This window comes from Streptomyces sp. CRN 30 (assembly GCF_034105845.1).
This window is the reverse complement of sequence record NZ_JAVRHI010000312.1, coordinates 22822-47051: the sequence shown is the minus strand read 5'-3', so window position 1 is coordinate 47051 and position 24230 is coordinate 22822. Positions and strand designations below refer to the sequence as shown.

Annotated in this window: 26 protein-coding genes; 11 read left to right on the top strand and 15 right to left on the bottom strand. The window is 72.6% G+C overall.

The genetic code is table 11. From position 1 onward, the window contains the following. From UW392_RS34040 to UW392_RS34025, 4 genes are all read right to left on the bottom strand, one after another. On the bottom strand, positions 1-252 hold a 252-nt coding region (locus UW392_RS34040), incomplete at its 3' end, for a transposase (protein ID WP_320779058.1). Positions 253-382: 130 nt separating this feature from the next. Beyond that, positions 383-1843 (bottom strand): S28 family serine protease, encoded by a 1461-nt coding sequence (locus UW392_RS34035; protein WP_320779057.1) that lies wholly within the window; start codon positions 1841-1843, stop codon positions 383-385. A gap of 189 nt (positions 1844-2032) precedes the next feature. Continuing rightward, positions 2033-2374: a hypothetical protein gene (locus UW392_RS34030; protein ID WP_320779062.1), complete on the bottom strand. Its 342-nt coding sequence runs from the start codon at positions 2372-2374 to the stop codon at positions 2033-2035. Between the two features lie 166 nt (positions 2375-2540). Next, on the bottom strand, positions 2541-6338 hold the full coding sequence (locus UW392_RS34025; RefSeq protein WP_320779056.1) for an ABC transporter ATP-binding protein: 3798 nt from the start codon (positions 6336-6338) through the stop codon (positions 2541-2543). Between the two features lie 185 nt (positions 6339-6523). Between UW392_RS34025 and UW392_RS34020 the strand changes: the two genes are divergently transcribed. Together UW392_RS34020 and UW392_RS34015 are read left to right on the top strand one after the other, a co-directional pair. After that, positions 6524-6880, top strand: coding sequence for a DUF6247 family protein (locus tag UW392_RS34020; RefSeq protein WP_320779061.1), 357 nt, complete (start codon positions 6524-6526; stop codon positions 6878-6880). A 68-nt stretch (positions 6881-6948) separates the two neighbouring features. Then, entirely contained in the window at positions 6949-7149 is a 201-nt protein-coding gene (locus UW392_RS34015) for a hypothetical protein (RefSeq protein ID WP_320779055.1), read from the top strand. Positions 7150-7182: 33 nt separating this feature from the next. Here UW392_RS34015 and UW392_RS34010 read toward each other — a convergent pair whose 3' ends face one another. Further along, entirely contained in the window at positions 7183-8070 is an 888-nt protein-coding gene (locus UW392_RS34010) for a LysR family transcriptional regulator (RefSeq protein WP_320779054.1), read from the bottom strand. Between the two features lie 64 nt (positions 8071-8134). Between UW392_RS34010 and UW392_RS34005 the strand changes: the two genes are divergently transcribed. The 3 genes from UW392_RS34005 (at position 8135) to UW392_RS33995 (ending at position 10237) form a co-directional block, all read left to right on the top strand. After that, positions 8135-9214 carry a DMT family transporter gene (locus UW392_RS34005; RefSeq protein ID WP_320779053.1) on the top strand — a complete coding sequence of 360 codons (1080 nt, stop codon included), beginning with the start codon at positions 8135-8137 and terminating at the stop codon, positions 9212-9214. A 118-nt stretch (positions 9215-9332) separates the two neighbouring features. Next, positions 9333-9662: a hypothetical protein gene (locus UW392_RS34000; RefSeq protein WP_320779052.1), complete on the top strand. Its 330-nt coding sequence runs from the start codon at positions 9333-9335 to the stop codon at positions 9660-9662. Positions 9663-9736: 74 nt separating this feature from the next. Then, complete coding sequence (locus UW392_RS33995; RefSeq protein WP_320779051.1) at positions 9737-10237, top strand: GNAT family N-acetyltransferase; 501 nt, start codon at positions 9737-9739, stop codon at positions 10235-10237. A gap of 349 nt (positions 10238-10586) precedes the next feature. Here the strand turns inward: UW392_RS33995 and UW392_RS33990 are convergent, their stop codons facing one another. The 4 genes from UW392_RS33990 to UW392_RS33975 all read right to left on the bottom strand — a co-directional run bounded on the left by UW392_RS33990 (position 10587) and on the right by UW392_RS33975 (position 13305). Then, positions 10587-11633: an esterase-like activity of phytase family protein gene (locus UW392_RS33990; RefSeq protein ID WP_320779050.1), complete on the bottom strand. Its 1047-nt coding sequence runs from the start codon at positions 11631-11633 to the stop codon at positions 10587-10589. Between the two features lie 71 nt (positions 11634-11704). After that, positions 11705-12667: a serine hydrolase gene (locus UW392_RS33985; RefSeq protein WP_320779049.1), complete on the bottom strand. Its 963-nt coding sequence runs from the start codon at positions 12665-12667 to the stop codon at positions 11705-11707. 42 nt (positions 12668-12709) lie between these two features. Next, positions 12710-13033, bottom strand: a complete 324-nt coding sequence (locus tag UW392_RS33980) for a hypothetical protein (protein ID WP_320779048.1) — start codon at positions 13031-13033, stop codon at positions 12710-12712. Then, positions 13030-13305, bottom strand: coding sequence for a hypothetical protein (locus UW392_RS33975; protein WP_320779047.1), 276 nt, complete (start codon positions 13303-13305; stop codon positions 13030-13032). The genes UW392_RS33980 and UW392_RS33975 overlap by 4 nt, the downstream gene beginning before the upstream one ends. Positions 13306-13474: 169 nt before the next feature. Between UW392_RS33975 and UW392_RS33970 the strand changes: the two genes are divergently transcribed. Continuing rightward, positions 13475-14269 carry a helix-turn-helix transcriptional regulator gene (locus UW392_RS33970; RefSeq protein WP_320779046.1) on the top strand — a complete coding sequence of 265 codons (795 nt, stop codon included), beginning with the start codon at positions 13475-13477 and terminating at the stop codon, positions 14267-14269. Continuing rightward, positions 14262-14477: a DUF397 domain-containing protein gene (locus tag UW392_RS33965; protein ID WP_320779045.1), complete on the top strand. Its 216-nt coding sequence runs from the start codon at positions 14262-14264 to the stop codon at positions 14475-14477. The genes UW392_RS33970 and UW392_RS33965 overlap by 8 nt, the downstream gene beginning before the upstream one ends. On the opposite strand, the gene UW392_RS33960 is transcribed toward UW392_RS33965, so the two are convergent. The 3 genes from UW392_RS33960 to UW392_RS33950 all read right to left on the bottom strand — a co-directional run bounded on the left by UW392_RS33960 (position 14478) and on the right by UW392_RS33950 (position 16485). Then, a complete protein-coding gene (locus tag UW392_RS33960; RefSeq protein ID WP_320779044.1) occupies positions 14478-15155 on the bottom strand; it encodes a class I SAM-dependent methyltransferase in 678 nt (225 codons plus the stop codon). A gap of 89 nt (positions 15156-15244) precedes the next feature. Then, positions 15245-15913, bottom strand: coding sequence for a histidine phosphatase family protein (locus tag UW392_RS33955; protein WP_320779043.1), 669 nt, complete (start codon positions 15911-15913; stop codon positions 15245-15247). A gap of 185 nt (positions 15914-16098) precedes the next feature. Continuing rightward, entirely contained in the window at positions 16099-16485 is a 387-nt protein-coding gene (locus tag UW392_RS33950; RefSeq protein WP_320779042.1) for a helix-turn-helix domain-containing protein, read from the bottom strand. Positions 16486-16630: 145 nt separating this feature from the next. Here UW392_RS33950 and UW392_RS33945 point away from each other — a divergent pair, with 145 nt between their 5' ends. Further along, complete coding sequence (locus UW392_RS33945; RefSeq protein WP_320779041.1) at positions 16631-17284, top strand: FMN-dependent NADH-azoreductase; 654 nt, start codon at positions 16631-16633, stop codon at positions 17282-17284. Positions 17285-17535: 251 nt separating this feature from the next. Then, positions 17536-18366, top strand: coding sequence for an endonuclease I family protein (locus tag UW392_RS33940; protein WP_320779040.1), 831 nt, complete (start codon positions 17536-17538; stop codon positions 18364-18366). Here UW392_RS33940 and UW392_RS33935 read toward each other — a convergent pair. Further along, a complete protein-coding gene (locus tag UW392_RS33935) occupies positions 18329-19951 on the bottom strand; it encodes a thiamine pyrophosphate-binding protein (protein ID WP_320779039.1) in 1623 nt (540 codons plus the stop codon). The genes UW392_RS33940 and UW392_RS33935 overlap by 38 nt on opposite strands. Beyond that, on the bottom strand, positions 19948-20916 hold the full coding sequence (gene speB, locus UW392_RS33930; RefSeq protein ID WP_320779038.1) for an agmatinase: 969 nt from the start codon (positions 20914-20916) through the stop codon (positions 19948-19950). Before speB ends, UW392_RS33935 begins: the two co-directional genes overlap by 4 nt. A 168-nt stretch (positions 20917-21084) precedes the next feature. Between speB and UW392_RS33925 the strand changes: the two genes are divergently transcribed. Together UW392_RS33925 and UW392_RS33920 are read left to right on the top strand one after the other, a co-directional pair. Then, positions 21085-21876, top strand: a complete 792-nt coding sequence (locus UW392_RS33925) for a phosphatase (protein WP_320779037.1) — start codon at positions 21085-21087, stop codon at positions 21874-21876. A 125-nt stretch (positions 21877-22001) separates the two neighbouring features. Continuing rightward, a complete protein-coding gene (locus UW392_RS33920; RefSeq protein ID WP_320779036.1) occupies positions 22002-23276 on the top strand; it encodes a helix-turn-helix domain-containing protein in 1275 nt (424 codons plus the stop codon). Between the two features lie 35 nt (positions 23277-23311). Here the strand turns inward: UW392_RS33920 and UW392_RS33915 are convergent, their stop codons facing one another. Further along, positions 23312-24064: a GAF and ANTAR domain-containing protein gene (locus tag UW392_RS33915; RefSeq protein WP_320779035.1), complete on the bottom strand. Its 753-nt coding sequence runs from the start codon at positions 24062-24064 to the stop codon at positions 23312-23314. Positions 24065-24230: the final 166 nt, after the last annotated feature.

The window sequence follows — 24230 nt, the reverse complement described above, 5'->3', positions numbered from 1 at the left end:
GCGGACCGCTTCCGCGGTCTGCCGGTCCGACAGCCCTTCGGCGAATTGCAGCACCGTGACCAGCATCAACACTCCAGGCGGCACCGCCGGGCGGCCTCCCGCCGGAAACAACGACCCGATCTCTTCCGCAGAGAAGACTTCCGCGAACTCATCCCGCAACCGCATCGCCAGGGTGCCCTTCGGGCACACCGTCCACGCCACCCGAGCTGTCTCCGCCGGGATCTCTCCCAGCCCCCACTGCCGCAGCGACACCGACACCCTCCCCAAACGCAACGTCGGCCTTCACCGCTCCCAACTGGGAGGAGAAGGCCGACGTCACGTTCAGCCCCCGGTTTCCCAACAGTGTCGGTTCGCCGGGGGCCGCACCGTACGCGTCACCCCACTACGGCCGCAGCTGCGGCTCGCGCTCGTTGTCGTGCCGGTCGAGCTTCGCGTCGTACCTGGCCAGCGGCTGCGCCGCGTCCGGGTCGGCCTGGACCGCCGCCGACGCGACCCCCGCCCACTCCAGGATGCGGGCGGTCGCCAGGTCGCGCTCGGCCGGGACCAGGCCCGCCACGTTGGCGCCGTGGTTGGCGCCGGGGGCCGTGAAGACGTACGAGTCGCGCGCCTTCTTGCCGAGGCGGAACGGCTCGGCGCTCCACGGGTCGTTCTCACCGTTCACGAACAGCATGTGGTCGGCGTTGTTCCGCACCCAGCTGTCGATCCGGCGCATCGCGTCCGGCTGGAACTTCATGGGGATGTCCCGCGGGACGAAGTTCCGCGGTGGCTGGTAGCCGTAGCGGATGTACTTCTTCTCGATGTGCGGGAAGCGGATCGTCGGCGCGCCCAGCTGTGTACCCGCCTGGTAGTAGTACGGCGTGTACGTGCTCAGGCCCTGGTCGGTGTAGGCGGAGAAACCGGAGATCGTGTCGACGGATGTCCAGATCTGTTCGTCGGTGGCGTTCTTCGCATCGGCCGGGATCAGGTCACTGTCGCAGTCCGCCAGGGTGCTGTACTGCCAGAAGCCCCAGACGTAGTCCAGGACGACCGCCTCGTACGCCCGGTCCAGGCTGCCGACCGTGTTGAAGGTGTAGCCCTCGGCGGCTACGAGCTCCTCGTACCGCTCCTTCAGCGGCGCACGGCGCACCAGGGCCTCGCGCTGCACCGCGTTCAGCCGGTCGCGGCACTCCTCGGTGCCCACCTTCGCGAAGAACCGGTCGTACGCCGAGTCCTCCTTGTTGTTCACGTCGTTCGGCGCGACGTACGCGACGACGCCGTCCATGTCGCGCGGGTAGAAGCGTTCGTAGTACGTGGCGGTCATGCCGCCCTTCGAGCCGCCCGTCGAGATCCAGTTCTCCGGGTAGAGCGGCTTCAGCGCCTCGAAGATGCGGTGCTGGTCGCTCGCCGCCTGCCAGATGTCGAGCTTGGACCAGTCGGCCGGATCGGGCCGCGACGGGGTGAAGAAGCGGTACTCCATCGACACCTGGTTGCCGTCCACGATCTGGGTCGGCTCGCGGCGGCTCGGGTTGGTCGAGACGTTGTAGCCGCCGGTGTAGAAGACCGTCGGGCGGCTGGTGTCCTTGTGCAGCACGGTGATCCGCTGCTGGAACGTGCCCTTGGACGGCCGCCGGTGGTCCACCGGCTGGGTGTACTCGAGCACGAAGAAGCGGTACCCGGTGTACGGCTTCTCCTCGACCAGGCTCATGCCCGGGATCGCGAGCAGCCGGTCCTTGATGTCGGCGGTGGCCGCGGGGCCGGAACCGGTGCCGTCGGCCGCGGGCTGGGCGGCCACGGCCACTGAGGCCGCGCCCGGCGTGCCTATGAGCACCGCGAGGGCCAGCAGCGATCTGAACGCCTTGCGCATGGGCTCTCCCCTGTGAAACAACTGTGCGCCGGAACCTAGCGGAGCCACCGGCACGGAGACCAGGGGGAGCGGCGCCAACCGGAGCAGTGTCGGCCTGGTGTAGGGAAAACCCTGCGGGGAGCCGGGACGTGTGCCTCGGGCCGCGCGGGGACGTGTGCCTCGGCTCGGGCTCCGCCCGCCACCCCGGCCTCAGCAGAGGGTCCAGCCCGAGCTGACCCCGCCCCGCCCCACCTCGCCCTGGACCCACACGCACCGCCGTCCGGCGTGCACGGTCACCGGTCCCGCGCGGTACCCGTACCGGCCCCGGTCGACGACCGGCCGGCTGCCGCGCGCCCGCACGCTGACGGACATCGGCTGCCGGGCGCCCTGCTTCCTGGCGACGGTGACGGCGCAGACGTACCCGCCACGCCGGTGGACCTGCACGGAACCGGTGGAGAAGGGGAACGTGCGGACCTTGCGGCCCGCGCAGAGCGCGGCGGCGGACGCGCTGTCCGGCCCCGCGACCACCAGCAGCCCGGACGCGGTCAGCAGGGCCAGCACGAGCGCACCGCGCCGCCGCAGCGCACCACGGGTACCTCTCGCTCCCCCGCTCACTTTCGTCCCTCTCGCCACTCCCACCTCACAGACCCCACAGAACGTACTGCTGTACGGACGCGGGAGCCGGACCGGACGGTTGCGTGCACCACCGGACGCGGTGTCAGCCCCGCGTCGTGGCCGCCGGCTCCTCCGCCTCGTCCAGGTCCCCGACGAACGTCCGCCACAGCCGCGCGTACCGCCCGTCCCGGCGCAGCAGTTCGTCGTGGGTGCCGTCCTCCGCGACCCGGCCGTGGTCCATGACGACGACGCGGTCCGCGCGGGCGGCGGTCGTCAGCCGGTGGGCGACGACCAGCGTCGTACGGCGGCCCGCCAGCCGCTCGGTGGCCTGGTTGACCTGGGCCTCGGTGGCGAGGTCCAGGGCGGCGGTGGCCTCGTCCAGGAGCAGGACGTCGGGGTCGACGAGCTCGGCGCGGGCCAGCGCGATCAGCTGGCGCTGCCCGGCGGAGAGGTTGCGGCCGCGCTCGTCCACCGCGTGCAGGTAGCCGCCGTCCAGGGTGGCGATCATGTCGTGGGCGCCGACGGCCCGGGCCGCGGCCTCCACCTCGGCGTCGCTCGCGCCCGGCCGGCCGTACGCGATGGCGTCCCGGACCGTGCCCGGGAACAGGTACGCCTCCTGCGGGACGACACCGAGCCGGTGGCGGTACGCGGTGAGGTCGAGGTCGCGCAGGTCCGTGCCGTCGGCCGTGACCCGGCCGCTCGTCGGGTCGTAGAAGCGGGCGACCAGCTTCACGATCGTGGACTTGCCCGCACCCGTCTCGCCGACGAAGGCGACGGTCTGCCCGGCCGGGATCGTCAGGTTCACCCCGCTCAGGGCCTCCTCCTCGTCCGAGTAGGCGAAGTGGACGTCCTCGAAGGCGAGGTCGCCGCGGAGGGACGTCACCTCCCTCGGCCGTTCGGCCGACCGGGTGGACGTGGGCTCTCGCAGCAGCTCCCGGATGCGGCCGAGCGAGACCGTGGCCTGCTGGTAGCCGTCGAAGACCTGCGAGAGCTGCTGCACGGGCGCGAAGAACAGGTCGATGTAGAGGAGGTACGCGACCAGCGCGCCGGTGGTGAGCGTCCCGGCGTCCACCCGCTGGGCGCCCACGGCGAGGACGGCCGCGGCGGCCACGGACGACAGCAGCTGCACGAAGGGGAAGTACACGGAGATCAGCAGCTGTCCCCGGATGCGCGCCCGGCGGTAGCCGTCGCTGCCGGCGGCGAACCGCGCCCCGCCGTCCCGCTCGCGCCGGAACGCCTGCATGATGCGCAGCCCGGCCACCGACTCCTGGAGGTCGGCGTTGACGCCGGAGACCCGCTCACGGGCGAGCTCGTACGCCTTCACGCTCGCCCGGCGGAAGAAGAACGTGGCGACGACCAGCGGCGGCAGCGTCGCGAAGACGACCAGCGCCAGCTCCACGTCGATCACGAGCAGCGCGGCCATGATGCCGAAGAAGGTGACGACGGCGACGAACGCGGTGACCAGCCCGGTCTGCAGGAACGTCGACAGGGCGTCCACGTCGGTCGTCATCCGGGTCATGATCCGCCCGGTCAGCTCCCGCTCGTAGTAGTCGAGCCCGAGCCGCTGGAGCTGGCTGAAGATCTTCAGCCGGAGCGAGTACAGCACCCGCTCCCCCGTCCGTCCGGTCATCCGGATCTCGCCGGTCTGCGCGGCCCACTGCGCGAGCACGGCGGCCAGCCCCAGCGCGGAGGCGGCCCACACCGCGCCGAGGGCGAGCTGCGAGACCCCCTGGTCGATGCCGTGCCGGATCAGCACGGGGAGCAGCAGCCCCATGCCCGCGTCGACGGCGACCAGCAGCAGGCTGAGCAGCAGGGGCGTGCGGAAGCCCCGCAGCAGCTGCCGCAGCCCGTAGGAGGTCCCGGGCTCGGGCAGCACCGCGCGTGCCTCGTCGATGTCCGGGGTGTCGGTGGCCGGGGGCAGCGCGTCGACCCGGGCGAGCAGCTCCGGGGTGGCGGGCGTCCCGGCCAGGGCGGCGTCGCGGGGTTCGCGGTCGCCGGTCCACAGCCGGGGGGTGATGCCGCGCTCGGCGTCGAACTCGGCGTCCAGCTCTTCGCGCACGGGATCCCGTACGAGGCTGTCCTCGGCCTTCTCGGACGAGGCCGACGGCACATGGCCGGGCGACACCCCGCCGAGCTCGTCGGGGTCGGTGAGGAGCCGCCGGTACAGCGCGGACCGTTCCTGGAGCTCCTCGTGGGTACCGATGTCGGCGAGCCGGCCGCCCTCGAGGACGGCGATGCGGTCGGCGAGGTTGAGGGTGGAGCGGCGGTGGGCGATGAGGAGGGTGGTGCGCCCCTCCATGACCTGCTGCAGCGCCTCGTGGATCTCGTGCTCGACCCGGGCGTCCACCGCGGAGGTGGCGTCGTCGAGGACGAGCAGCCGGGGGTCGGCGAGGATGGCGCGGGCGAGCGCGACCCGCTGCCGCTGGCCGCCGGAGAGGGTGAGGCCGTGCTCGCCGACCTTGGTGTCGTACCCCTCGGGCAGCTCGGCGATGAAGGCGTCGGCCTGGGCGGCGCGGGCGGCGGCCTCGATCTGCTCCCGGGTGGCGTCGGGCCGCCCGTACGCGATGTTGGCGCCCACGGTGTCGGAGAAGAGGAACGAGTCCTCGGGCACCAGTCCGATCGCGGCGCGCAGCGAGTCCAGGGTCAGCTCGCGCACGTCGTGGCCGCCGATGAGGACGGCGCCGCCCGTGACGTCGTAGAACCGCGGGAGCAGCATCGACACGGTCGACTTGCCGGAACCGGAGGCGCCGACGACGGCGAGGGTCTCACCGGCCCGGATCTCGAAGGACAGCCCGTCGAGCACGGGCGGCCGCCCGGTGTCGTACCCGAACGAGACGTCGTCGAACTCGACGGTGGCGGGGGCGTCGGCGGGCAGCACCTTGGTGCCGTCGTTCATGACCGGCCGGGTGTCGATCAGCTCCAGCACCCGCTCGCTGCCGGCCCGCGCCTGCTGTCCGACGGTCAGCACCATGGCGAGCATGCGCACGGGCCCGACGAGCTGGGCGAGGTAGGTGGAGAAGGCGACGAAGGTACCGAGCGTGATGTGCCCGTGCACCGCGAGCCAGCCGCCGAGCGCCAGCATGGCCACCTGCCCGAGGGCGGGCACGGCCTGCAGGGCGGGGGTGTAGCGGCTGTTCAGCCGAATGGTCCGCAGCCGCCCGGCGAACAGCCTGCGCCCGACCCCGCGCAGCTTCCCGGTCTCCTGCTCCTCCTGCCCGAACCCCTTCACCACGCGTACGCCGCCGACGGCGCCGTCGACCACGCCCGCGACGGCGGCGGCCTGGGCCTGCGCGTACCAGGTGGCGGGGTGCAGCCGGGTGCGGCTGCGGCGGGCGATCCACCACAGGGCGGGCGCGACGGCGAGCGCGACGAGGGTGAGGGGCAGCGACAGCCACGCCATGATGACGAGCGAGATCACGAAGAGGACCACGTTGCCGATGGTCATCGGCAGCATGAAGAGCAACCCTTGAATGAGCTGCAGATCGCTGGTGGCCCGCCCGACGACCTGCCCGGTGGACAGCTCGTCCTGCCGCCGCCCGTCGAGCCGGGCGACCGCCTCGTACATGTCGGTGCGCAGGTCGTGCTGGACGTCGAGGGCGAGCCGGCCGCCGTAGTAGCGCCGGACGAAGGTGAGGCCGTACACGAGGACGGCGGCACCGATCAGCAGCCCGGCCCAGGGAGCCATCTCCCGGCTGCCGTCCCCGACCACGTCATCGATGATCACCTTGGTGATGAGCGGCACGAGGGCCATGACGGCCATCCCGGCGAGCGAGGCACCGAGGGCGAGGACGACCTCCTTGGGCCGCCGCCAGGCGTAGGCGGCGAGCCGCCGGGCCCAGCCCGGACCCGGCTGTCCCCCCGCCCCGTCCGTACAGTGCTCGTCCCCCTGGTGCGCTGCCACGCGGGTGCCTCCCTCAGCTGCTGTTCTGCCGGAAGTCACCAACGCGGGCGGGGCGGGATTTCATCCCGCCGTTACATTCGGGCGCGGGCCGGTACCGCTCTTCCCTCACTCGTTCGAGCGGTGGGGTGCCACTCTTGCTCGATAGGCTGACGCGTGGGATCAGAATCGCGCCCATGGGAGTAGCCATGACCACCGCCGCCGCCGGGCAACCGCCGCTCATCCCCCAGCCCCCCGCCACCGTTGCCGCGCTGCGGCAGGCCATCAGCCAGATCACGCCTGCCGCCCTGCCGGCCTTCACCCGGGAGCTCGACCAGGCGGCCGATCAGTCCCGCCAGGGCTCCGATCTGGCACCGCTCCAGCGCTTCGTCGCCCAGTGGGCCGTCCATGTCCACATCCAGCGCCAGCCCGGCCTGGCAGCGGACCTCCGACGCTGGGAGGACACCGCCGAGAACGGGAACGCCGCCCAGGCGCGACAGGCCGCCTCCGAGATCGGACGGATCCTGGACGCAGCCCACGCGGCTGTCGGCCTGTCGGCCCGGTGAGCGGGGGGTGGCGCTGGGAGTACGACCCCGATCACGACCACGTGGCGGGTGGCGTCCCCGTTCACGTCGTGGCGGAAGTGCGACGCCTGGCCGACCAACTGGTCGACCTTGCCGGCACCGGCATCGACGTCAGTGACCTCGGTAACGGCCCCAGGCCGGGCGGTCTGCGACGCATGGACGCCGCCGGCGGTTGGTTCTACTTCCTGGTGGCACCGCGAGACCCGCTGATCATCGTTGTCCGGATCGTGCCCCCGTTCGACGCGTTGTAGTCACCTCATCGGTGACGCGCGCTCACCACTGAGTCACGCGTCCGCGTCGTCGGAGCTGAAGAGCGCGGCGACGTCGCACATCTGCCGCAGGGCCGGGCTCCAGGGGCGGCCGGCGGGGCCGGTGAGCACGAGGGTGCGGGACAGGTACGGCTCCAGCCCCACCATCACCAGTTCGGGGCCGATCATGCTGCTCGCGAGGGAGGGCATGACGGCCACGCCCAGGCCGGCGTCGACCATGCCGAGCAGGGTGCCGATGCTGTGCACCCGCTGGGCGGGCCGGTAGGGGGCGCCCACCCGCGTGTGCAGGCCCTTGATCTGGGGTTCGCAGCCCGAGGAGGAGACCAGCAGCGGGTCCTCCAGGAGGTCGGTGAGCGCGATGACGGGCTCACTGGCGAGCGGGTGGTCGGACCGGACGACGGCCCGGAAGTCGTCCTGTGCGAGGACGACGGCGCCCGGCCGCACGTGCTCCGGGTCGATCAGCACGGCCGCGTCGACGACGCCCGAGTCCAGCCAGTCGGCCAGCTCGTCGTCACCGCCCTCGAACAACGTCACCCGCACGTCCGGCAGCCGGGTCCGCCACTGCCGCAGGAGCCGCGGGACGAGGCGGTGCGCGGCGGTCGGGGCCACGGCGAGACGGACCGTGCCGGAGGTCGCGCCGGTCCGGTGGAGCGCGATCCGCGCCTCCAGCGCACGCGTCGCCGACTGCACCGCGCGTGCGTGCGGGACGAGCTCCTGCCCCAGGGCGGTCGCGGAGCTAGGCGGCGCCCGGTGCACCAGCTGATCGCCCACCTCGCGCTCCAGGGCGGCGACCGTGTGGGACACGGCGGACTGGCTCATCCGCAGATGATCGGCCGCCGCGCTGAACCCGCCCTGCTCCACGACGGCGAGGAAGACCTCCACCTGGCGAACCGTCACGCTCATGCAGACACCTCATGTGTGGATGAGTCTCATCTATTTGCTGCATAGAAAGCCTAGCCCGAACCTGGTGCACGACAGCAGGGGCATGCACCGGCAGGGGAGGACCGCGATGGCGGCGCAGGGCACAGGCACACCGGACCGGACGACGGGAAGCACGGGCTGGAAGCTGGGTGCCCAGTACCTGGGCGCGGCCGCGGCGTGGAGCGCCAGCTTCCTGTTCATCAAGGTGGCCGTGACCGGCATGGGACCGGGACAACTGGTCGTGGGACGGCTCACCGCCGGAGCCGTGACGCTCGCGGCCATCATGCTCGTCACCCGGCGACGCTGGCCGCGGGGTCTCGAGGTGTGGCTGCACCTGACCGGGATCGGCGCGGTGATGTGCGTCTTCCCGTTCCTGCTCTTCTCCTGGGCCGCCGAACGCCTGCCCTCCAGCCTGTCCAGCATCTACAACGGCACCACGCCGATCATGACCATGCTCGTCGCCCTGGCGTTCCTGCCCGAGGAGCGGCTGACGCGGGCGAAACTGTCGGCCTTCCTGGTGGCCGCCGCCGGCGTGGTGCTGGTCGCGGCGCCGTGGAACGCCATGGACTCCTCCCACGGCGACCTCCTCCTGGCCGGCCTCGCGTGCCTGGGCGGCACCGTCTGCTACGGCTTCGGCTTCGTCCTCACCCGCCGCTTCCAGCGCACCTCGCCGTACGACGCCCTCACGGTCACCGCGAGCCAGATCGGCGCCGGCGCCCTGCTCAGCATCGCCCTGAGCCCCGTCATCGCGTCGGGCCCTCTGAGCATCACCCCGGCAGTGGCAGCGAGCACGATCGTCCTCGGCGCGATCGGCACCGGCATCGCCTACGTCTGGTACGCGAACGTCATCAACGCCTGGGGCGCCACCATCGCCTCCACCGTCACCTACCTGACCCCCCTCGGCGGCGTCCTGCTCGGCACGGTTTTCCTCGCCGAGACGGTGACCGTTCGAGAGATCGCCGGCGGACTGGTCGTCGTCCTCGCGGTACTGGTCAGCCAGGGCCGCCTGAGGGTGCCGTCCCGCAACAGCGCCCCGACCGACCGGCGGACCACCCGCCCGGACCGTACGGCTCCGACCCGGCCCCCGGTTTCGTCCGCCATCTCCCGGGCACCTTGGGGGCCATGAGGATCGGGGGAAGCAGCCGGCACCGCCTGACCGTCGACCAGGACTCCGTCAACGGCCCGCCGGTCGACGCCATCGGCCGGCCCACCGCTCCCCGAGGGCGCCGATGAGGAGGGCATGGGTGGACCTGGCCGCCTCCGGAAAGTACGCGCCGGTCGAGAACGGACGAGACGCGCTCATCTTCATCGCGGTGTACGCCGCGACAGGAGTTGAAGGGGCCCGTGTCCGTGCTACCCGTGGAAATGCTCGCCGCCGAGGGCCGAGGAGGCTGGATCCCGGAAGGTACCGCCGGAAAGGTGGTGGTCGTCCTCATCTTCGCGTTCGTCGTCGCAATGTTCGCGTACGGGATATGGAACAGGAATCGCCGCAGGAGGCAACGATGAAATTCCTCATCATTCTCGCCGTCGTCATCGTCGTGCTCTACCTCGTCATGAAGCGGGGGCGCGGCTAGCCGCTTCCGCGGCCGCCCCCGCCGCCTGACGGGAGCCGCCCTCGGCAGCGGTCTGCTTCCGTACGCTGTCGGCCATGCTGAAGCTGGAACGACTGCACATCGACCACGGGGCGGCCCTGCTGGCCTTCGAGCGGGAGAACCGCAAGTATTTCGCGCGGTCGGTGCCGGATCGCGGGGACGCGTACTTCGCCGAGTTCGCCGACCGTCATCGTGCGCTGCTCGCCGAGCAGGACGCCGGGGAGTGTCACTTCCACGTCGTGCTGGACGGGGACGGCGAGCTGGTCGGCCGCGTCAACCTCGTGGACGTGGGCGCCCAGGAGGAGGGCACTGCTGAACTCGGCTACCGGATCGGTGAGCGCGCCGCGGGACAGGGCGTGGCGACGGCTGCGGTGCGGGAGGCGTGTGATCTGGCCGCCACGGCGTACCGGCTGTCCTCACTCACCGCGTTCACCACGCGCGACAACGCGGCCTCCATGACCGTGCTCGGACGCAATGGGTTCATCGCGGTGGGGGATGCCGGCATCGGTGGGCGGCCCGGAGTGCGGTACATGCGCCGGCTCGCCGCAACACTTTGACCACCGCACCCGCGTACGTCGACTGAGTTGCTCGCACGCGAGTGCGGGATCACGTCACCCCTGCTGAGTCACGCTTCTTCGGTCTGCCGCCCGGCGGGCTGCATTCGCGGGCCGCTGCGACGGAAGGGAGTATCGATGGATGACGCAAACGCGACAAGAAGGGTGAGCACCCTTTCTGCGATCGGGATCGTGGGAGGGGCATGCGCCTGCGTTGCGGGCACGCTTACCGGCGATGCCGTGCCGGTCGCACTCGGAGTTGTCGCCGCGGTGTGCGGAGCAGTTCTGGCGGTCATCGCCTTCCTGGCCCGTCGGAAGACCCGGTCATGATTGCGCAGGAGGGGCCGGAGCGTCAGCCGGCCGTCCGCACCCGCAGCGAGTAGAACCGCGTCGTCTGGGCCGCGTTCTGGTTGTCGTCGCTGACGAGGAGGACGTTCAAACGGCCCTTGCTGCGGCCGGTGATCGTCATGCCCTCGATGTTGTCGAGGAGGGGGTTGGGCTGGGGCTGCTTGGCGGTGGCGCCCAGGGTGGGGCAGTTCACCAGGTCGGCGAGGAGGGTCTTCTTGATCAGCCGTACGCCGCGCTGCCCGGTCAGCGCCTCGATGCCGCTGGTGTCCGTGGCGCGCTCCGGGTCGGCCAGGTAGAGGCGGACCGTGTTGCCGACGCCGGCGGTGAAGCCGCGCTCCAGGACGAGGAGGCGGCCGTCCGGGGTGGCGGTGACCTCGGGGACGCCGAGGCCGGGGTCGGTGCGGTAGGCGTACTGGGCGGAGAGCCGGAACTGTCCGCCGTGCGCAACTTCCTTCCGCTGCCAGGTCTGGAAGCGGACGATGTCCGCGCCGTCGCCGGAGATCGCGTACTCCATGGCGGCGAGCAGGGTGCGGTCGCCGGGCAGCATCGTCAGGCCCTCGAAGGTGCCGTTGGTGGTGGCGCGCCCGGCCGGGGCGACCCGGAGTGCGTCCGGTACGGGCAGCTCTTCGAGGACACGGCCGTCGCGGGCGTGCCGCCGTACCGCGGGCCCGGTCTCGTCGCTGATCAGCCGGGTGCCGTCGCGGTCCACGACCAGGCCCTCGGCGTCCAGCGCGGCCCCGTCGCGGTCGGCGAGCTGTACGACACCGGTCGGCCGGAGGGTCCCGCGGTCCAGCCGGAACAGCGCGGACCGGTCGGAGACCGCGGCGAGGGAGCCGTCGCGGTCCACGGCCAGGGCGGAGAAGTTACCGACGTACGTGCCGTCGTACGTCGTCTTGTCGAGGGCGTCGGAGAAGCCGTCGAGGGAGACGGCGGGCGAGCAGGACCTGTTCCCGGCACGGGGGTCACCCGCGTGGGCGGGACCGGCGACCGTGAGCGTGGTGGCCGCCGTGAGGCCGGCGGTGAGGGTCACGAGGAGGGTTCTCAGGCGCATGCCGTCACCGTAGGCCGCGTGGGGTGGTGCGGGGTGGTACGAAAGTGGACTCCGCGTGAACGGGCCGGAGTTCAGCCCGTCGGCGGCACCGGCACGAAGGCCTCCTCCGGTTCGTCGGTGGGCTCGTACCGCTGGGCGCCGGCCCCGTGGGTGACCGGTACGAGGTCCGCGTGGACGGCTCTGGCGATGCCCTGGATGGTGGCGACGCCGTAGTTCATGGTGCTGTTGCCGTGGGTGAGGACGACGATCGTGTAGTCGTGCCCGGCGCCCTCGAACGCGCCGATGCTGTGCACGCGCCAGCCGTACGTCGACCGGGACAGCCAGCCGTTCTTGACGTGCACCGAGACGGTGGCGGGCGCCCCGGCGGGCGTGCCCCAGCGTTGCGAGGGGACGACCTTGCCCATGAGTTCGAGGATGTACGCGCGGTTGGCGTCGCTCAGCACGGAGTTCTCGGCGGTGATCAGTGCGAGGAGCTTCTGCTCGTCCCGGACGGTGATCTGGGTGAGCCCCCAGTAGCCGTTGGCGCCCGCCCTGGTCTCGGTCATCCCGGCCGCGGCGAGGAAGTCCTTGATCTTCGCCATCCCCAGCTGCCGCCACAAGGTGCTGGTGGCCGCGTTGTCCGACTTGGTGATCATGGCGGTGGAGAGCTGCCTCTCCCGCTGCGTGAGCCTGCGGCCCTCCTGCCGCGCGTCCCTCAGCAGGGTCGCGAGCACGGTCACCTTCACGACGCTGGCCGAGTCGAAGGTGGTGTCGGCACGCAGGGTGCAGGTGGTGTCCGTCCCCCGGTCGTGCACCCCGACCGCGATCGTGCCCCTGCGGTGCGCGAGTGCGGCGGTGATGTCCCGGTACAGGGCGGCGGCCAGCGCCGCCCGGTCCGATGTGCAGTGCAGCTTCGGCACGTCCCCGCCCGCGGGCGGTCCCGTCGCGGGCGCCGCGACGGCGACGGACGGTATGAGCAGCCCGGCGCCCACGGCACCGGCGACGGCCGCGCGTACGTGACCTAATCTGCGGTGGGTCCGATGAGTTCGGTTCATGAGGGCCCCCTCTCCATGGACCGCTGTACTCGCCTCGTCGGCTCACCGCAACACGTCGTCGTCCGTATCCCCGCGCGCGCCCACCGCGAGCCGGCCACCCCGGCTCTCCGCGATCCGGTGCACGTCGGTCAGCGCCTCGTGCATCCGGGCGAGCAGGTACCGCAGCTGGGTGGGGGTCGCGCGGCGGTCGGTGAGCATGTCGGCCGCGTGCGCGAGGAGGTCGCCGGCCATCCCCAGCTGCACGGTCTCGGTCGTGTCGGCCAACCGCGAGAGATGGCCGGTTCCGTCGGTGATCAGGTAGCAGCGCCTGCCGTCCGGTGACGGCCAGGGCAACAGGCGGGCGCTCTCCAGTCCCCCGTCGCTCACAGCGCCACCTCCACACCATGGACGGCGAGCAGGAGCGTGCGGCGCCGGGTGCGCCGCCGCCGCGCTTCCTCACACCGCTCGTGCGCCACGAGGTAGGGGCGGACCAGGTGGTTGTCCTCGCCCCGGAGCGGACGGGAGCCTGCCTGCCTGGTGGTCGGCGTGTCGGGGACGTACGGGGCGAGTGGCTGCCCGACCGCTCGGCGGTGCCGTCCACGGGCGGGAAGCAGCAGTCGTAGCAGCGGCTCGGTGAGCCGGGCGATACGGTGACGCACGTCATCAACTCCCTGTGATGTGGCGGTTGGTGGCCATGCCCCCGGACCGGTTGCTCGGTCGCGGGGGTGTCGCTTTGTGTAGCGGCACGTTCACAGAGTGGTGCCGCTGTGGCTAGGCTCGCCAGAGGGAAGTTGGTGACAGGGTCGTTGTAGCAAGGGGGTTGACGAGTTGGGCAACGTCTACGGCGACTGGCTCAAGGCGCAGCGCGAGGAGGCGGGGCTGACGCAGCAGCAGTTGGCCGACGCCGCGATCATGAGTCGCTCACTCATCGGGCACATCGAGACAGGCCGCCGCGTCCCGACCAAGGGGGACGCGCAGCGGCTGGACGGGGTCCTGAACACGGGGAACGTACTGAGCAGCTTCCTCCCACAGGAGGACGCGGCGGTGGCCGACTACTTCGAGACGGCGAGGCAGCTCGAACAGCAGGCGGTGCTGATCCAGGAGTTCGCTCAGTGCCTCGTCCCGGGCATCCTGCAGACGGAAGGGTACGCGCGTGCGATTCTGGGCACGGCCTTCCCTCCTGTGAGTGAAGGGGAGTGTGACAGGCGCCTTGTCACACGGCTCGAGCGCGCAAAAATCCTCGACGAGGCGGTCACCCCCGTAATGTGGGCGCTGCTCGACGAGGCGGTGCTACGCCGTCGAATCGGCGGGCCGGACGTCATGGCCGAGCAGATCGATCATCTCGTGAGCCTCGCGGAGAGCGGCAGGATCCAGGTGTATGTGCTGCCGTTCGCTCTGGGTTTCCACCCTCTCCTGGGCAACATGCTCACGCTGATGTGGTTCGAGGACCAGCCACCCGCGGTGTACAGCGAGGGCCTGTACGTGGGGAAGGTCCACGACGCACCGTCCGTGGTGCAAGAGCTGCAGCACCGCTACGCCCTCGCACTGGCGAACGCGCTGCCGCTCGCGGAAACATTGGCCCTACTCAGGGCGACCGCAAGGGACTACGAACTTCATGACTGACATACCGACCACCGCAGCACCGCAGGGCTGGCGGAAGTCCTCGTACAGCAACGACCAAGGCGGCAGCTGCCTCGAAGTCCTCGACCACCACCCCGCAGGCGTCCCCGTCCGGGACTCCAAGTACCCGGACGGCCCCGCCCTCCTCTTCCCGACAGCCCCTTGGTCGTCCTTCGTCACCGCCGTGCGGAACGGCGACCTCCCCGCCTGATCAGCGACTCCGACGCCGCGCGAGCAGCGTCGAGTCCTCGGCGTGGACGGTCGCACCCTCGCGGTTCATCGTCCGGGGCCGCTGCTCCACCACGACCGCCTCGAAGTCGTCCGGCAGGGCACCCCGCAGCTCCTCCGCGAGGAACATCGCCTTGCGGTGGCTCTCGGTCAGCTGGGTGAAGTGCGCGTCCGGCGCGTGGCCGACGACGAGCAGGTGACCGCCGGGGGCCACCGCACCGGCGAGCCGGCGGGTCACCTCGACCATTCCGCCGTCGGGGGCGTGCAGATAGTGGCTGGTCACCAGGTCGTACGACCGGTCGCCGGCCTCGAAGGTCCGGGCGTCGACCTGCCACCAGTCGACGCGGTCGGCTACACCGGTCTCCTCGACGTGCCGGGCGGCGCGGGCCAGGCCGTTGGCGGAGAAGTCGGCGCCGGTGACCGTCCAGCCCTGTCGGGCCAGCCAGACCACGTCGCCGCCCTCGCCGCAGCCGACGTCCAGGGCGGTTCCCGGGGTCAGCCGGGAGGCGATCTCGACGAGCTGCGGGTTGGGGTTCCCGCTCCAGAACGCCTCCTCGCCCGCGTACCGCTCCTCCCAGGCCGGCGGCTCGAACATGTCGGCCGCCGCCTCGTCGTGCCCGTGCCCGTGCTCGTGTCGCGTCACATCGTCATGAGTGCTCATGCCGCGATGGTGCACACGCTGCCGGAGAACCGTCACCAAAGATTGCCGGAACGGCAAAGGGCGGGGCGGAAGGAGCAAGGGCCGGGTGGTCAGCGGTCGCCCTCGTCGACCGTCTCGCCCGCGGGCCCGCTGGTACCGGGAACGACGTCCTCGGGTCCGAGCGGGCGGCCTTCCCACAGGAGCACCCGCCAGCCCTGTTCGGGGGAGCCTTCGAGGACGACGACGCCGGTGTTCCGCAGCGCGTGCTCGGCCGCGTACCGGGCGCCGACGTTCTCCGCGCGGGCGGCCACCCACATGCGTATCGCCGCGCCGTGGCTGACCATGGCCACCGTCTCCGCCCCGGTGGCGGCGGCCTCCTCGACGACGGCGTCGTAACGCGCGAGGGCCTCCACGCCGTTCTCCCCGCCCGGCATGCGCAGCTCGGTGTCGCCCGCGGACCAGGCCAGGGCGGTGGTCATGTACGTCAGGCCGGCCTCCTCGTCGCCGCGCATCTCCAGGTCACCGGCGAGGACCTCCCGGATGCCGTCCCGGACGCGGACCTCGAGCTGCTTCGCGGCGGCCAGCGGTGCGGCGGTGAGCTGGGTGCGCACCAGCGTGGACACGTACAGGGCGTCGATCTCCTCAGACGCCAGCACCTCGGGGAGTGCGGCCGCCTGCTCCTGACCCAGGGGGGTCAGTCCGGGGCCCGGCTCCGCGGTGTCCAGGAGGTGCTTGACGTTGGAAGGGGTCTGGCCGTGGCGGATGAGCAGCAGGCGCATGTAGGGGTCTACCTCCGAGGACTCCGGGGACACTGGTCGCGTCCCTCCACTGTGCCACTCGGCGGTGCCGTTCCCGGCGGCAGGTCGGCCTCTTCGCCTCGCCGTCGTCGTCCGTCACCGGCGCCGTAACCTGCGCTTTCTCCGCTCCGGGCGCTCCGGGCGCGGGACGCCCGCCGCACGGGAGGTCACTTCGGGGCGGCCTCCGCGCACGGGTGGTGGCCCTCCGGCAGGTGCCTGTCGGCCCACCGCGCGAGTTCGGTCAGGGCCGGTTCGAGCGCGGCGCCCGACTCGGTCAGCCGGTAGGAGACGCGCAGCGGGGGCCCCTCGTTGATCTCGCGCACCACCAGTCCCGCGTCGGCGAGCTCGGTGAGGCGGTCGGAGAGCATGCGTTCACTGATGCCGGGGACGGCCCGGCGCAGGTCGGCGAAGTATGCGGGCTGCCCCACCAGCACGGACACGATCGGGCCGCTCCAGCGCTTGCCGAGCAGCTGGAAGACGCGCGTGATGCCGCCGTCGACGCGTTTGCACACTGCTTCATCGTGGATCTGCTCGTGCGTGTCCTCGGCCGCCATGCCCTCATGATACCGCCCACCGACCTAGTAGCTGAGAAAAAGTAAGCTAGTGTGGTATCACTAGTTAGGCACGAAACTTCATCGGGGTCGGCCCGTGCCGGGGCGCCCTTCCTTCCTCACGTCCTCTTCCTCTCGGAGACATGCCATGGCCACGCTGCTGCACATCGACTCGTCCGTCACTCCCGGCGCCGCGTCCTCCTCCCGCTCGGTCACGGCCGCCTTCCGCACCGCCTGGCTGGAGCAGCACCCGGAGGGCACGGTGATCTACCGCGACCTGTCCACCCACCCCGTCGCGCACATCACCGCCGAGGCGCACACGGCCGGTTTCGTCGACCCCGCCACGCACACCCCGGAGCAGGCGGCGGCCTTCGCCGAGCGCGCCCGGCTCATCGAGGAACTGGAGCAGGCCGACGCCGTGCTGATCGGCGCCCCGATGTACAACCTGTCGATCCCGTCGACCCTGAAGGCGTGGCTGGACAACGTGTTCCTGGTCGGCCGCACGGCGGGCGACGCGCCGTCCCTGAAGGGCACCCCCGTCACCGTGGTCGCCAGCCGCGGCGGCGCCTACGGGCCCGGCACGCCCAGGGAGGGCTACGACTACGTACAGAACTTCCTGGGGGCCGTCCTCGCCGACGTGTTCGCCATGGACGTCGAGTTCCTCGTCCCCGAGCTCACCATGGCCCCGCACAACCCGGCGATGGCCGAGCTGGTCCCCCTCTACGAGGCCTCCCACGAGCGCGTCCTGCAGGAGGCGGCGGCCAGGGCCAAGGCGATCAGCGGCCGGCTCGCCGCCGCCTAGGGCCTGTTGCGTGGTGATCGGCCGGATGGCGGGGGACCGGCGTGCGGGTGTCGTCGCCCGCACGCCGGTCCCCCGCCACCCTCAGGAGTGCGTACGGACCTGACGAACTGCCCCGATCCGTCCCGGTCCACCGGTCGGCACCCGGGCGTCTCGACACACAACCGCCTCACCGCGTTCACCCGTTCAGGCGTACGTCCGTGCCACCCTCCTCCCGTTGGCCGCTCCATCAACTCGCGTAGAACGGACACCCCATGCCCGCCACGCACATACGCCGCCGCCGCTGGATCGCCCCCGCACTGACGAGCGCTGCGCTGCTGGCCGCCCTCACCCCGGCCGCCACGGCCTCCACCGTCCCCTCCCCCGCGTCCGCGACCGCCGCGGTGACGACCGCCGCGTACGACGACACGTACTACGCGGGCGCGACCGGCAAGACGGGCAGCGCGCTCAAGGACTCCCTGCACGACATCATCAGCGACCAGAAGAAGCTGTCGTACTCGGCGGTGTGGGACGCGCTGAAGGTGACGGACCAGGACCCGGACAACAGCAACAACGTCCGGCTGCTCTACTCGGGCCTCTCCCGCAGCAAGTCGCTGAACGGCGGCAACACCGGCAACTGGAACCGCGAGCACGTGTGGGCCAAGTCCCACGGCGACTTCGGTACCGCGACCGGTCCCGGCACCGACCTGCACCACCTGCGCCCGGAGGACGTGCAGGTCAACTCCGTGCGGGGCAACAAGGACTTCGACAACGGCGGCAGCTCCGTCAGCAACGGCGGCGGCAGCCTCACCGACTCCGACTCCTTCGAGCCGCGCGACGCCGTCAAGGGCGACGTGGCCCGGATGATCCTCTACATGGCCGTGCGCTACGAGGGCGGCGACGGCTGGGCCGACCTGGAGCCCAACAACTCCGTGACCAACGGCAGCGCCCCGTACCACGGACGCCTCTCCGTGCTGAAGCAGTGGAACGACGAGGACCCGCCGGACGCCTCCGAGAAGCGTCGCAACGACCTCATCCACAGCGACTACCAGGGCAACCGCAACCCGTTCATCGACCACCCGGAGTGGGTCGAGGCGATCTGGTAGTCGTCGGCAGCACGACCACCGACGGGCCCGGCGCGGACAGCGCCCGCGCCAGGTCCGACGCCAGTGTCTCCGGGCCCGTCCGCACCCCCGGCACGCCGAACGACTCCGCCAGCGCGACGAAGTCCGGCGGAACGCCGTCACCGTCGTCATCGCAGTCGCCGTCACCGCAGTCGCCCTCGTCGACGACCAGCCAGGTGACGTCCAGGCCGTACCGGCGGGCCGTGGCCAGCTCGGCGATCGAGTACAGCGCGCCCCCGTCGCCGGACACGGCCAGCACCGGGTACGTCGGGTCGGCCACCGCCGCGCCGAGCGCCGCCGGGAAGGCGTAGCCGGGGCCGCCCGCCCCCTGGGCCGAGTGCATCGTGTTCGGGTGGCGGGCGTCGAAGGCGGACCAGACCCGGTAGGTCAGGGGCGTCAGGTCCCAGAAGGAGGGCGCCCGGGGCGGAAGCGCCTTGCGGACGGACGCCAGCACGTCCTGCTGCTCAGGGGCGGGATCCCGGGCGGCGCGCTCCTCCCCCGCCCGGTGGTCCAGGAGGGCCCGTACGCGCGTGGGTGCCGTGTCGTCCTCGCGCGTGCCGGCCGTCTCCAGGAGTGCCTGGAGCGCGAGGCGGGCGTCGGCGTGGATACCGAGGGCCGGGTGGTTGGACTCCAGCTTGCCCGCGTCGGCCTCGATCTGGATCACCCGGCCGCGGGGGGCGAACGTGTGCCCGTCGGCGGAGAGTTCACCGAGGCCGGAGCCGATCACCAGCAGGACGTCGGCGTCCTCCAGGAAGTCCGTGGTGGCGGGGTCCGCCGGCCAGGAGCGCAGCGACAGCGGGTGGTTCCAGGGGAACGCGCCCTTGCCGCCGGAGGTGGTGACCACGGGGACCGACAGCCGCTCGGCGAGCTGTCGCAGCTTGCCGGCCGCGTCCGCCCGGACGACCCCGCCGCCCGCGACGATCACCGGCCGCTCGGCGCGCGTCAGCAGGTCGGCGGCGACCGCGGTGAGCTCGGGACGCGGCGGCAGCTCCTCCGGCGTCGCGTCGACCCCCGTCACCACCGGGATCGCCGTCTCCGCCAGCAGCACGTCCTGCGGGATCTCCACCCACACCGGCCCGTGCGGGACGGTCAGCGCCGACCGCCAGGCCGCCGCGAGCGCCGAGGGGATCTGCGACGCGGTGCGGGCCGTGTGGACGGACTTGACGACCCCCCGCAACGAAGCCACCCGGTCGGGGACCTGGGCGCTGATCGCCAGGACGGGGGCGGAGGCCGCGGCGGCCTCCTGGAGCGCGGCGAGCGACAGCAGCGCGCCCGGACCCGCGGGCAGCAGGAGGGGGGCCGCCTCACCCGTGATCCGGCCGTACGCGTCCGCCGCGAACCCCGCGTTGTGCTCCGTCCGCAGCCCCACGCACCGCAGGTCCGAGCGGCGCAGCGCGGCCAGGACGCCGGGCGCGAGCCGGCCGGGCAGGCCGAAGACGGTGGTCGCGCCGAGTCCGGCCAGGGTCTCCACGACGAGGTCGGCGCCGTTGCGGCCGGGGGGAGGGTTCAGTGCGGCCCGCGTCTGGGCGGGTGTGGGGCGCAGTTCCAGGTCGTGGTCGTGGGTCACTTGGCGCGGGCCTCCGCGATGGTGCGGGTCATGAGGGTGGTGAGTTCGTACGCCGTGTGGGACGCGGCCACCGACGTGATCTCGGCGTGGTCGTACGCGGGCGCCACCTCGACCACGTCCGCGGAGACCAGGTTGCAGGGGGCGAGTCCGCGCAGGATCTCCAGCAGCTCGCGGGAGGTCATGCCGCCCGCCTCCGGAGTGCCCGTGCCCGGGGCGTGGGCCGGGTCCAGGCAGTCGATGTCGACGGAGACGTAGAGGGGCCGGTCGCCGATGCGCTGCCTCAGCTGGTCGGCTATCTCGTCGGCGCCGCGCCGGTAGACGTCCGCCGAGGTGACGATGCCGAAGCCCATCTTCTCGTCGTCGGTCAGGTCCTGCCTGCCGTACAGCGGGCCGCGCGTGCCCACGTGGGACAGCGCCTCCGTGTCCAGGACGCCCTCCTCCACGGCCCGGCGGAACGGCGTCCCGTGGGTGTACTCGGCGCCGAAGTACGTGTCCCAGGTGTCGAGGTGCGCGTCGAAGTGGAGGAGGGCCACGGGGCCGTGCTTCCGGGCGACGGCGCGGAGCAGCGGCAGCGCGATCGTGTGGTCACCGCCCAGCGTCATCAGCCGGGCCCCGGTGCCGAGCAGGTCGTCCGCCGCCGCCTCGATGGTCTCCACGGCCTCGTTGATGTCGAACGGGTTGGCCGCTATGTCGCCCGCGTCGGCCACCTGCGCCAGCGCGAACGGCGAGGCGTCCTGCGCCGGGTTGTAGGGGCGCAGCAGCCGGGAGGCCTCACGGACGGCGTTGCCGCCGAAGCGGGCGCCCGGCCGGTAGGAGACGCCCGAGTCGAACGGCACGCCCACGACGGCGACGTCGGCGGCGCCGACCTCGTCGAGGCGGGGCAGCCGGGCGAAGGTCGCGGGGCCGGCGTACCGCGGGACGCGGGAGGAGTCGACGGGGCCGCGGGGCGTCTCGGTGCTGCTCATGGAGGTCCTGCCTGCTTTCCTTCGCTGCGCTGCTCACGTACGACCGGGCACGGCCGGTCGTGACTCTACTGCCGGGCCGGGACGGACCGGCCCTCCGGCTCCGTGACACGCGTCCCAGCGGGCGGGAGACCGGGTGCCCGCGCGGGCGCCTGCCCCACAATGGGAGGCATGCCGATACCCGGGACCCCCAGCCGCGCCGAGCTCGTCGACCACCTCGTCAGAACCCGTATCGCGGGCGATGTCGCCACGCCCCGCGAGAACAACCTCTCCCACTACCGCAAGCTCGCGAACGGCGACCGCCTCTACTGGCTGGGCCTGGAACTGGGTGACCGCTGGACCGACGAGCAGGACGTCCTCGCGGTGATGGCGGAGCGCGTCGGCGTGGTCGACGACCCGGAGCACCGGCACGGCCAGGACACCATCGACCCGGAGCTGACCGTCGGCGCCCTGGAGCGCATGGCGGCGCGGCTGCGCAAGGCCGCGGACGGGGAGCAGCGGGTGCTGTTCGCCACGGGTCACCCGGGCGGCCTGCTGGACGTGCACCGTGCGACGGCGGCCGCCCTGCGCGCGGCGGGCTGCGAGATCGTGGTGATCCCGGAGGGGCTGCGGACGGACGAGGGGTACGTCGTGCAGTTCGCGGACGTGGCCGTGCTGGAGCACGGGGCCAGCCTGTGGCACACGCACTCCGGCGAGCCGATGCGGGCCATCCTCACCGGCCTGGAGCGCGCGGGCCGCCCGCTGCCCGACCTGGTGGTGGCCGACCACGGCTGGGCGGGGTACGCGGGACAGCACGGCGTGGACTCGGTCGGTTACGCCGACTGCAACGACCCGGCGCTCTTCCTCGCCGAGTCCGAGGGCACCGTGCAGGTGACGGTGCCGCTCGACGACCACGTGGTGAGCCCGCGCTTCTACGACCCGATGACGGCGTACCTGCTGGAGCAGGCGGGTCTCACCGGCTGAGCCGCCGGGTCCGCAGGCGGTACCGGGCGGCAGCGGGCCGACGGCGGTCCGGCGTTCACCGGAATGTCGCCGTCCCGCTGTCCTACGCTGGGTCCGTCGTCGCGGCGCCGACCCGGGAGGCCGTCATGGACGAACCCTCATGGCTCACGGACGTCGCCCGCGCCCGCCACCCCGGCCCGGCCGCCCTCCCGAGGGACGAGGTGGCGGAGCTGCGCGCCGAGCTGCGGCACCTGCGGGCGGAGCAGCACACCCACCGTGTGGTCTCCCACGCGGCGGGGGTCCTGCTGGAGCGCTACCGGCTGCCGTGTGCCGAGACCGGGCTGCGGCTGCTGCGGGACGGGGCACAGCGGCACGGTCTGCCGGTGCACGTCCTCGCGGGCGCCGTGCTGCGGGAGCCCCGGTACGGCGACGGCGGTCCGCCCCGGCTCCCCGGCCGCCGGCCGCCCCCTCCCCCGCTGTCGTTTCTCGGCGGGACGCACGACCCGGTGCCCCGCGCCACCGTGCTGGCGGCGGCGCTGGACCGCGGCCTGACGGTGATGGGCACGCGGACGGGCAACCTGCAGTCGACCGGTTCCGGCACCGACGTGCTCCTCATGGAGCACCACCACGGCTTCGACAGCTCCTTCCTGGACCGCTTCGCCGTGATCCGCGGGACGGGCACCCCCTGCGGCCGCGCCGCCGACCAGCGCAGACCCGTCGTCTCCCACGTCGTGTCCGACCGCTTCTACACCGAGCCCGACCGGGAGGCCCTCCTGGTGGCCGGGAGCCGCACCATCCACAGCGTTCCCCTGCTCTCCGTCGCCGGCCGCGCGCACGGGGTGGTCTCCGTCCACCTGGACCGGTCCGGCGTGCTGCTGCGGCGCACCGAGGCCCACGCCCTGTCGGCGCTGGCCACCGAGACCGGTCAGTGGCTCGCCTGGCACCGGTTCACCACGCTCCTCGACGCCTTGGCCGACCTGCACCGCTGCGCCGTCACGGCACCGTCCCCCCGGGCGTCCCGCGCGCCCGCCCACGCCGCCGTCACCGGGGGTGCCGGCCGCTCCCCGGGCGAGGACGATCCGCTCCCGGGCAGGGAACCGGCGACCGTGCGCCGGGCCCTGTCGTACATGGAGGCCCACGCCGCCCGGCCGCTGACCGTCGGCGACCTGGCCGGAGCCGTCGGGATCAGCGTCCGCGCGCTCCAGCAGGCCTTCGCCCGGCACCGTGGCACCACTCCGATGAGCGAGTTGCGGCGGGTCCGGCTGGCCCACGCCCACCGGGAGCTGCGGGCCGCCGATCCCACCCGGGGCGCCACCGTCGCGGAGATCGCCCACCGCTGGGGCTTCGGCCGTGCCGACCGTTTCGCCGCCGCCTACCGCCGCGTCTACGGGGTGCCGCCCTCCCGCACCCTGCGCGGCTGAGATCCTGAGCGCCGCCGGCCCGTGCCCGACGGCGCTCAGGCTCTCGGACCGCGGTGGAAGGGCGGCTCGGTGAGGGCGCCGTCGACGACGGCGCGGGCGGTGTCGCGCAGGGAGCGCCGGTGGCTGCGGGCGTACCCGCGCAGCAGGGAGAACGCCTCGTCGAGGGTGCGCAGCCGGCGTTCGGCGAGGATGCCCTTGGCCTGTTCGAGCACCACCCGGCTGTCCAGGGCCCGCTGCAGTTGTTCGGCCCGTTGCGCGTGCCCCTGCGCGGCCAGGGCCGTGGTGCAGGCGTCGGCGAGCGCCTGCACCACGGCGGCTGCCCGGCGGGGGACGGCGGTCTCCTGGTACTGGTAGACGGAGAGGACGCCGAGCGACCGGCCCTGGTGGCGCAACGGCAGGGTGACGACCCGGCGGACGCCCGCGGCCAGGGCCTGTGCGGCGAACACCGGCCACCGCGGGGGTGCGGGGCCGTCCAGCGCGGTGCCACCGGACGGCCGCCCGGTGCGCAGGGCCTCCACCGTGGGCCCCTCGCCCCGGTCGAACTCCAGTCGGTGCAGGGTGGCGGCCCCCCGTCCGCTGTGCCCCGCGGCGCTGCGGGCGCCCGCGCAGGCGTCCCACAGCAGCACGGTCACCTCGGTCCGCAGCCCGTCGGCGGCCAGCACGTCCCGCGCGTACCGCGCCAGCACACCGAGCCGCTCGCAGATGTTCCCCGGGGTGTGCGGCCCGGGCGTCCGCTCGGCGTCGGCCAGGTCCGCCAGCGCCACGGCCAGCCGCAGTTCGCTGTTCATGCGGCGACCGGTTCCACCGGGTGCCCCGGCTCCGGCACACCCGGCCGGGGCCGCTCCCACTCCCGCATGACGTCCTCCTCGCACCGGCGCACCGGCCCCTCCATGACACAGCAGCCGGGCCGCCGGTCACCAGGACGGCCCGGCCCGGGCGTCGCTTTCGGGGGGC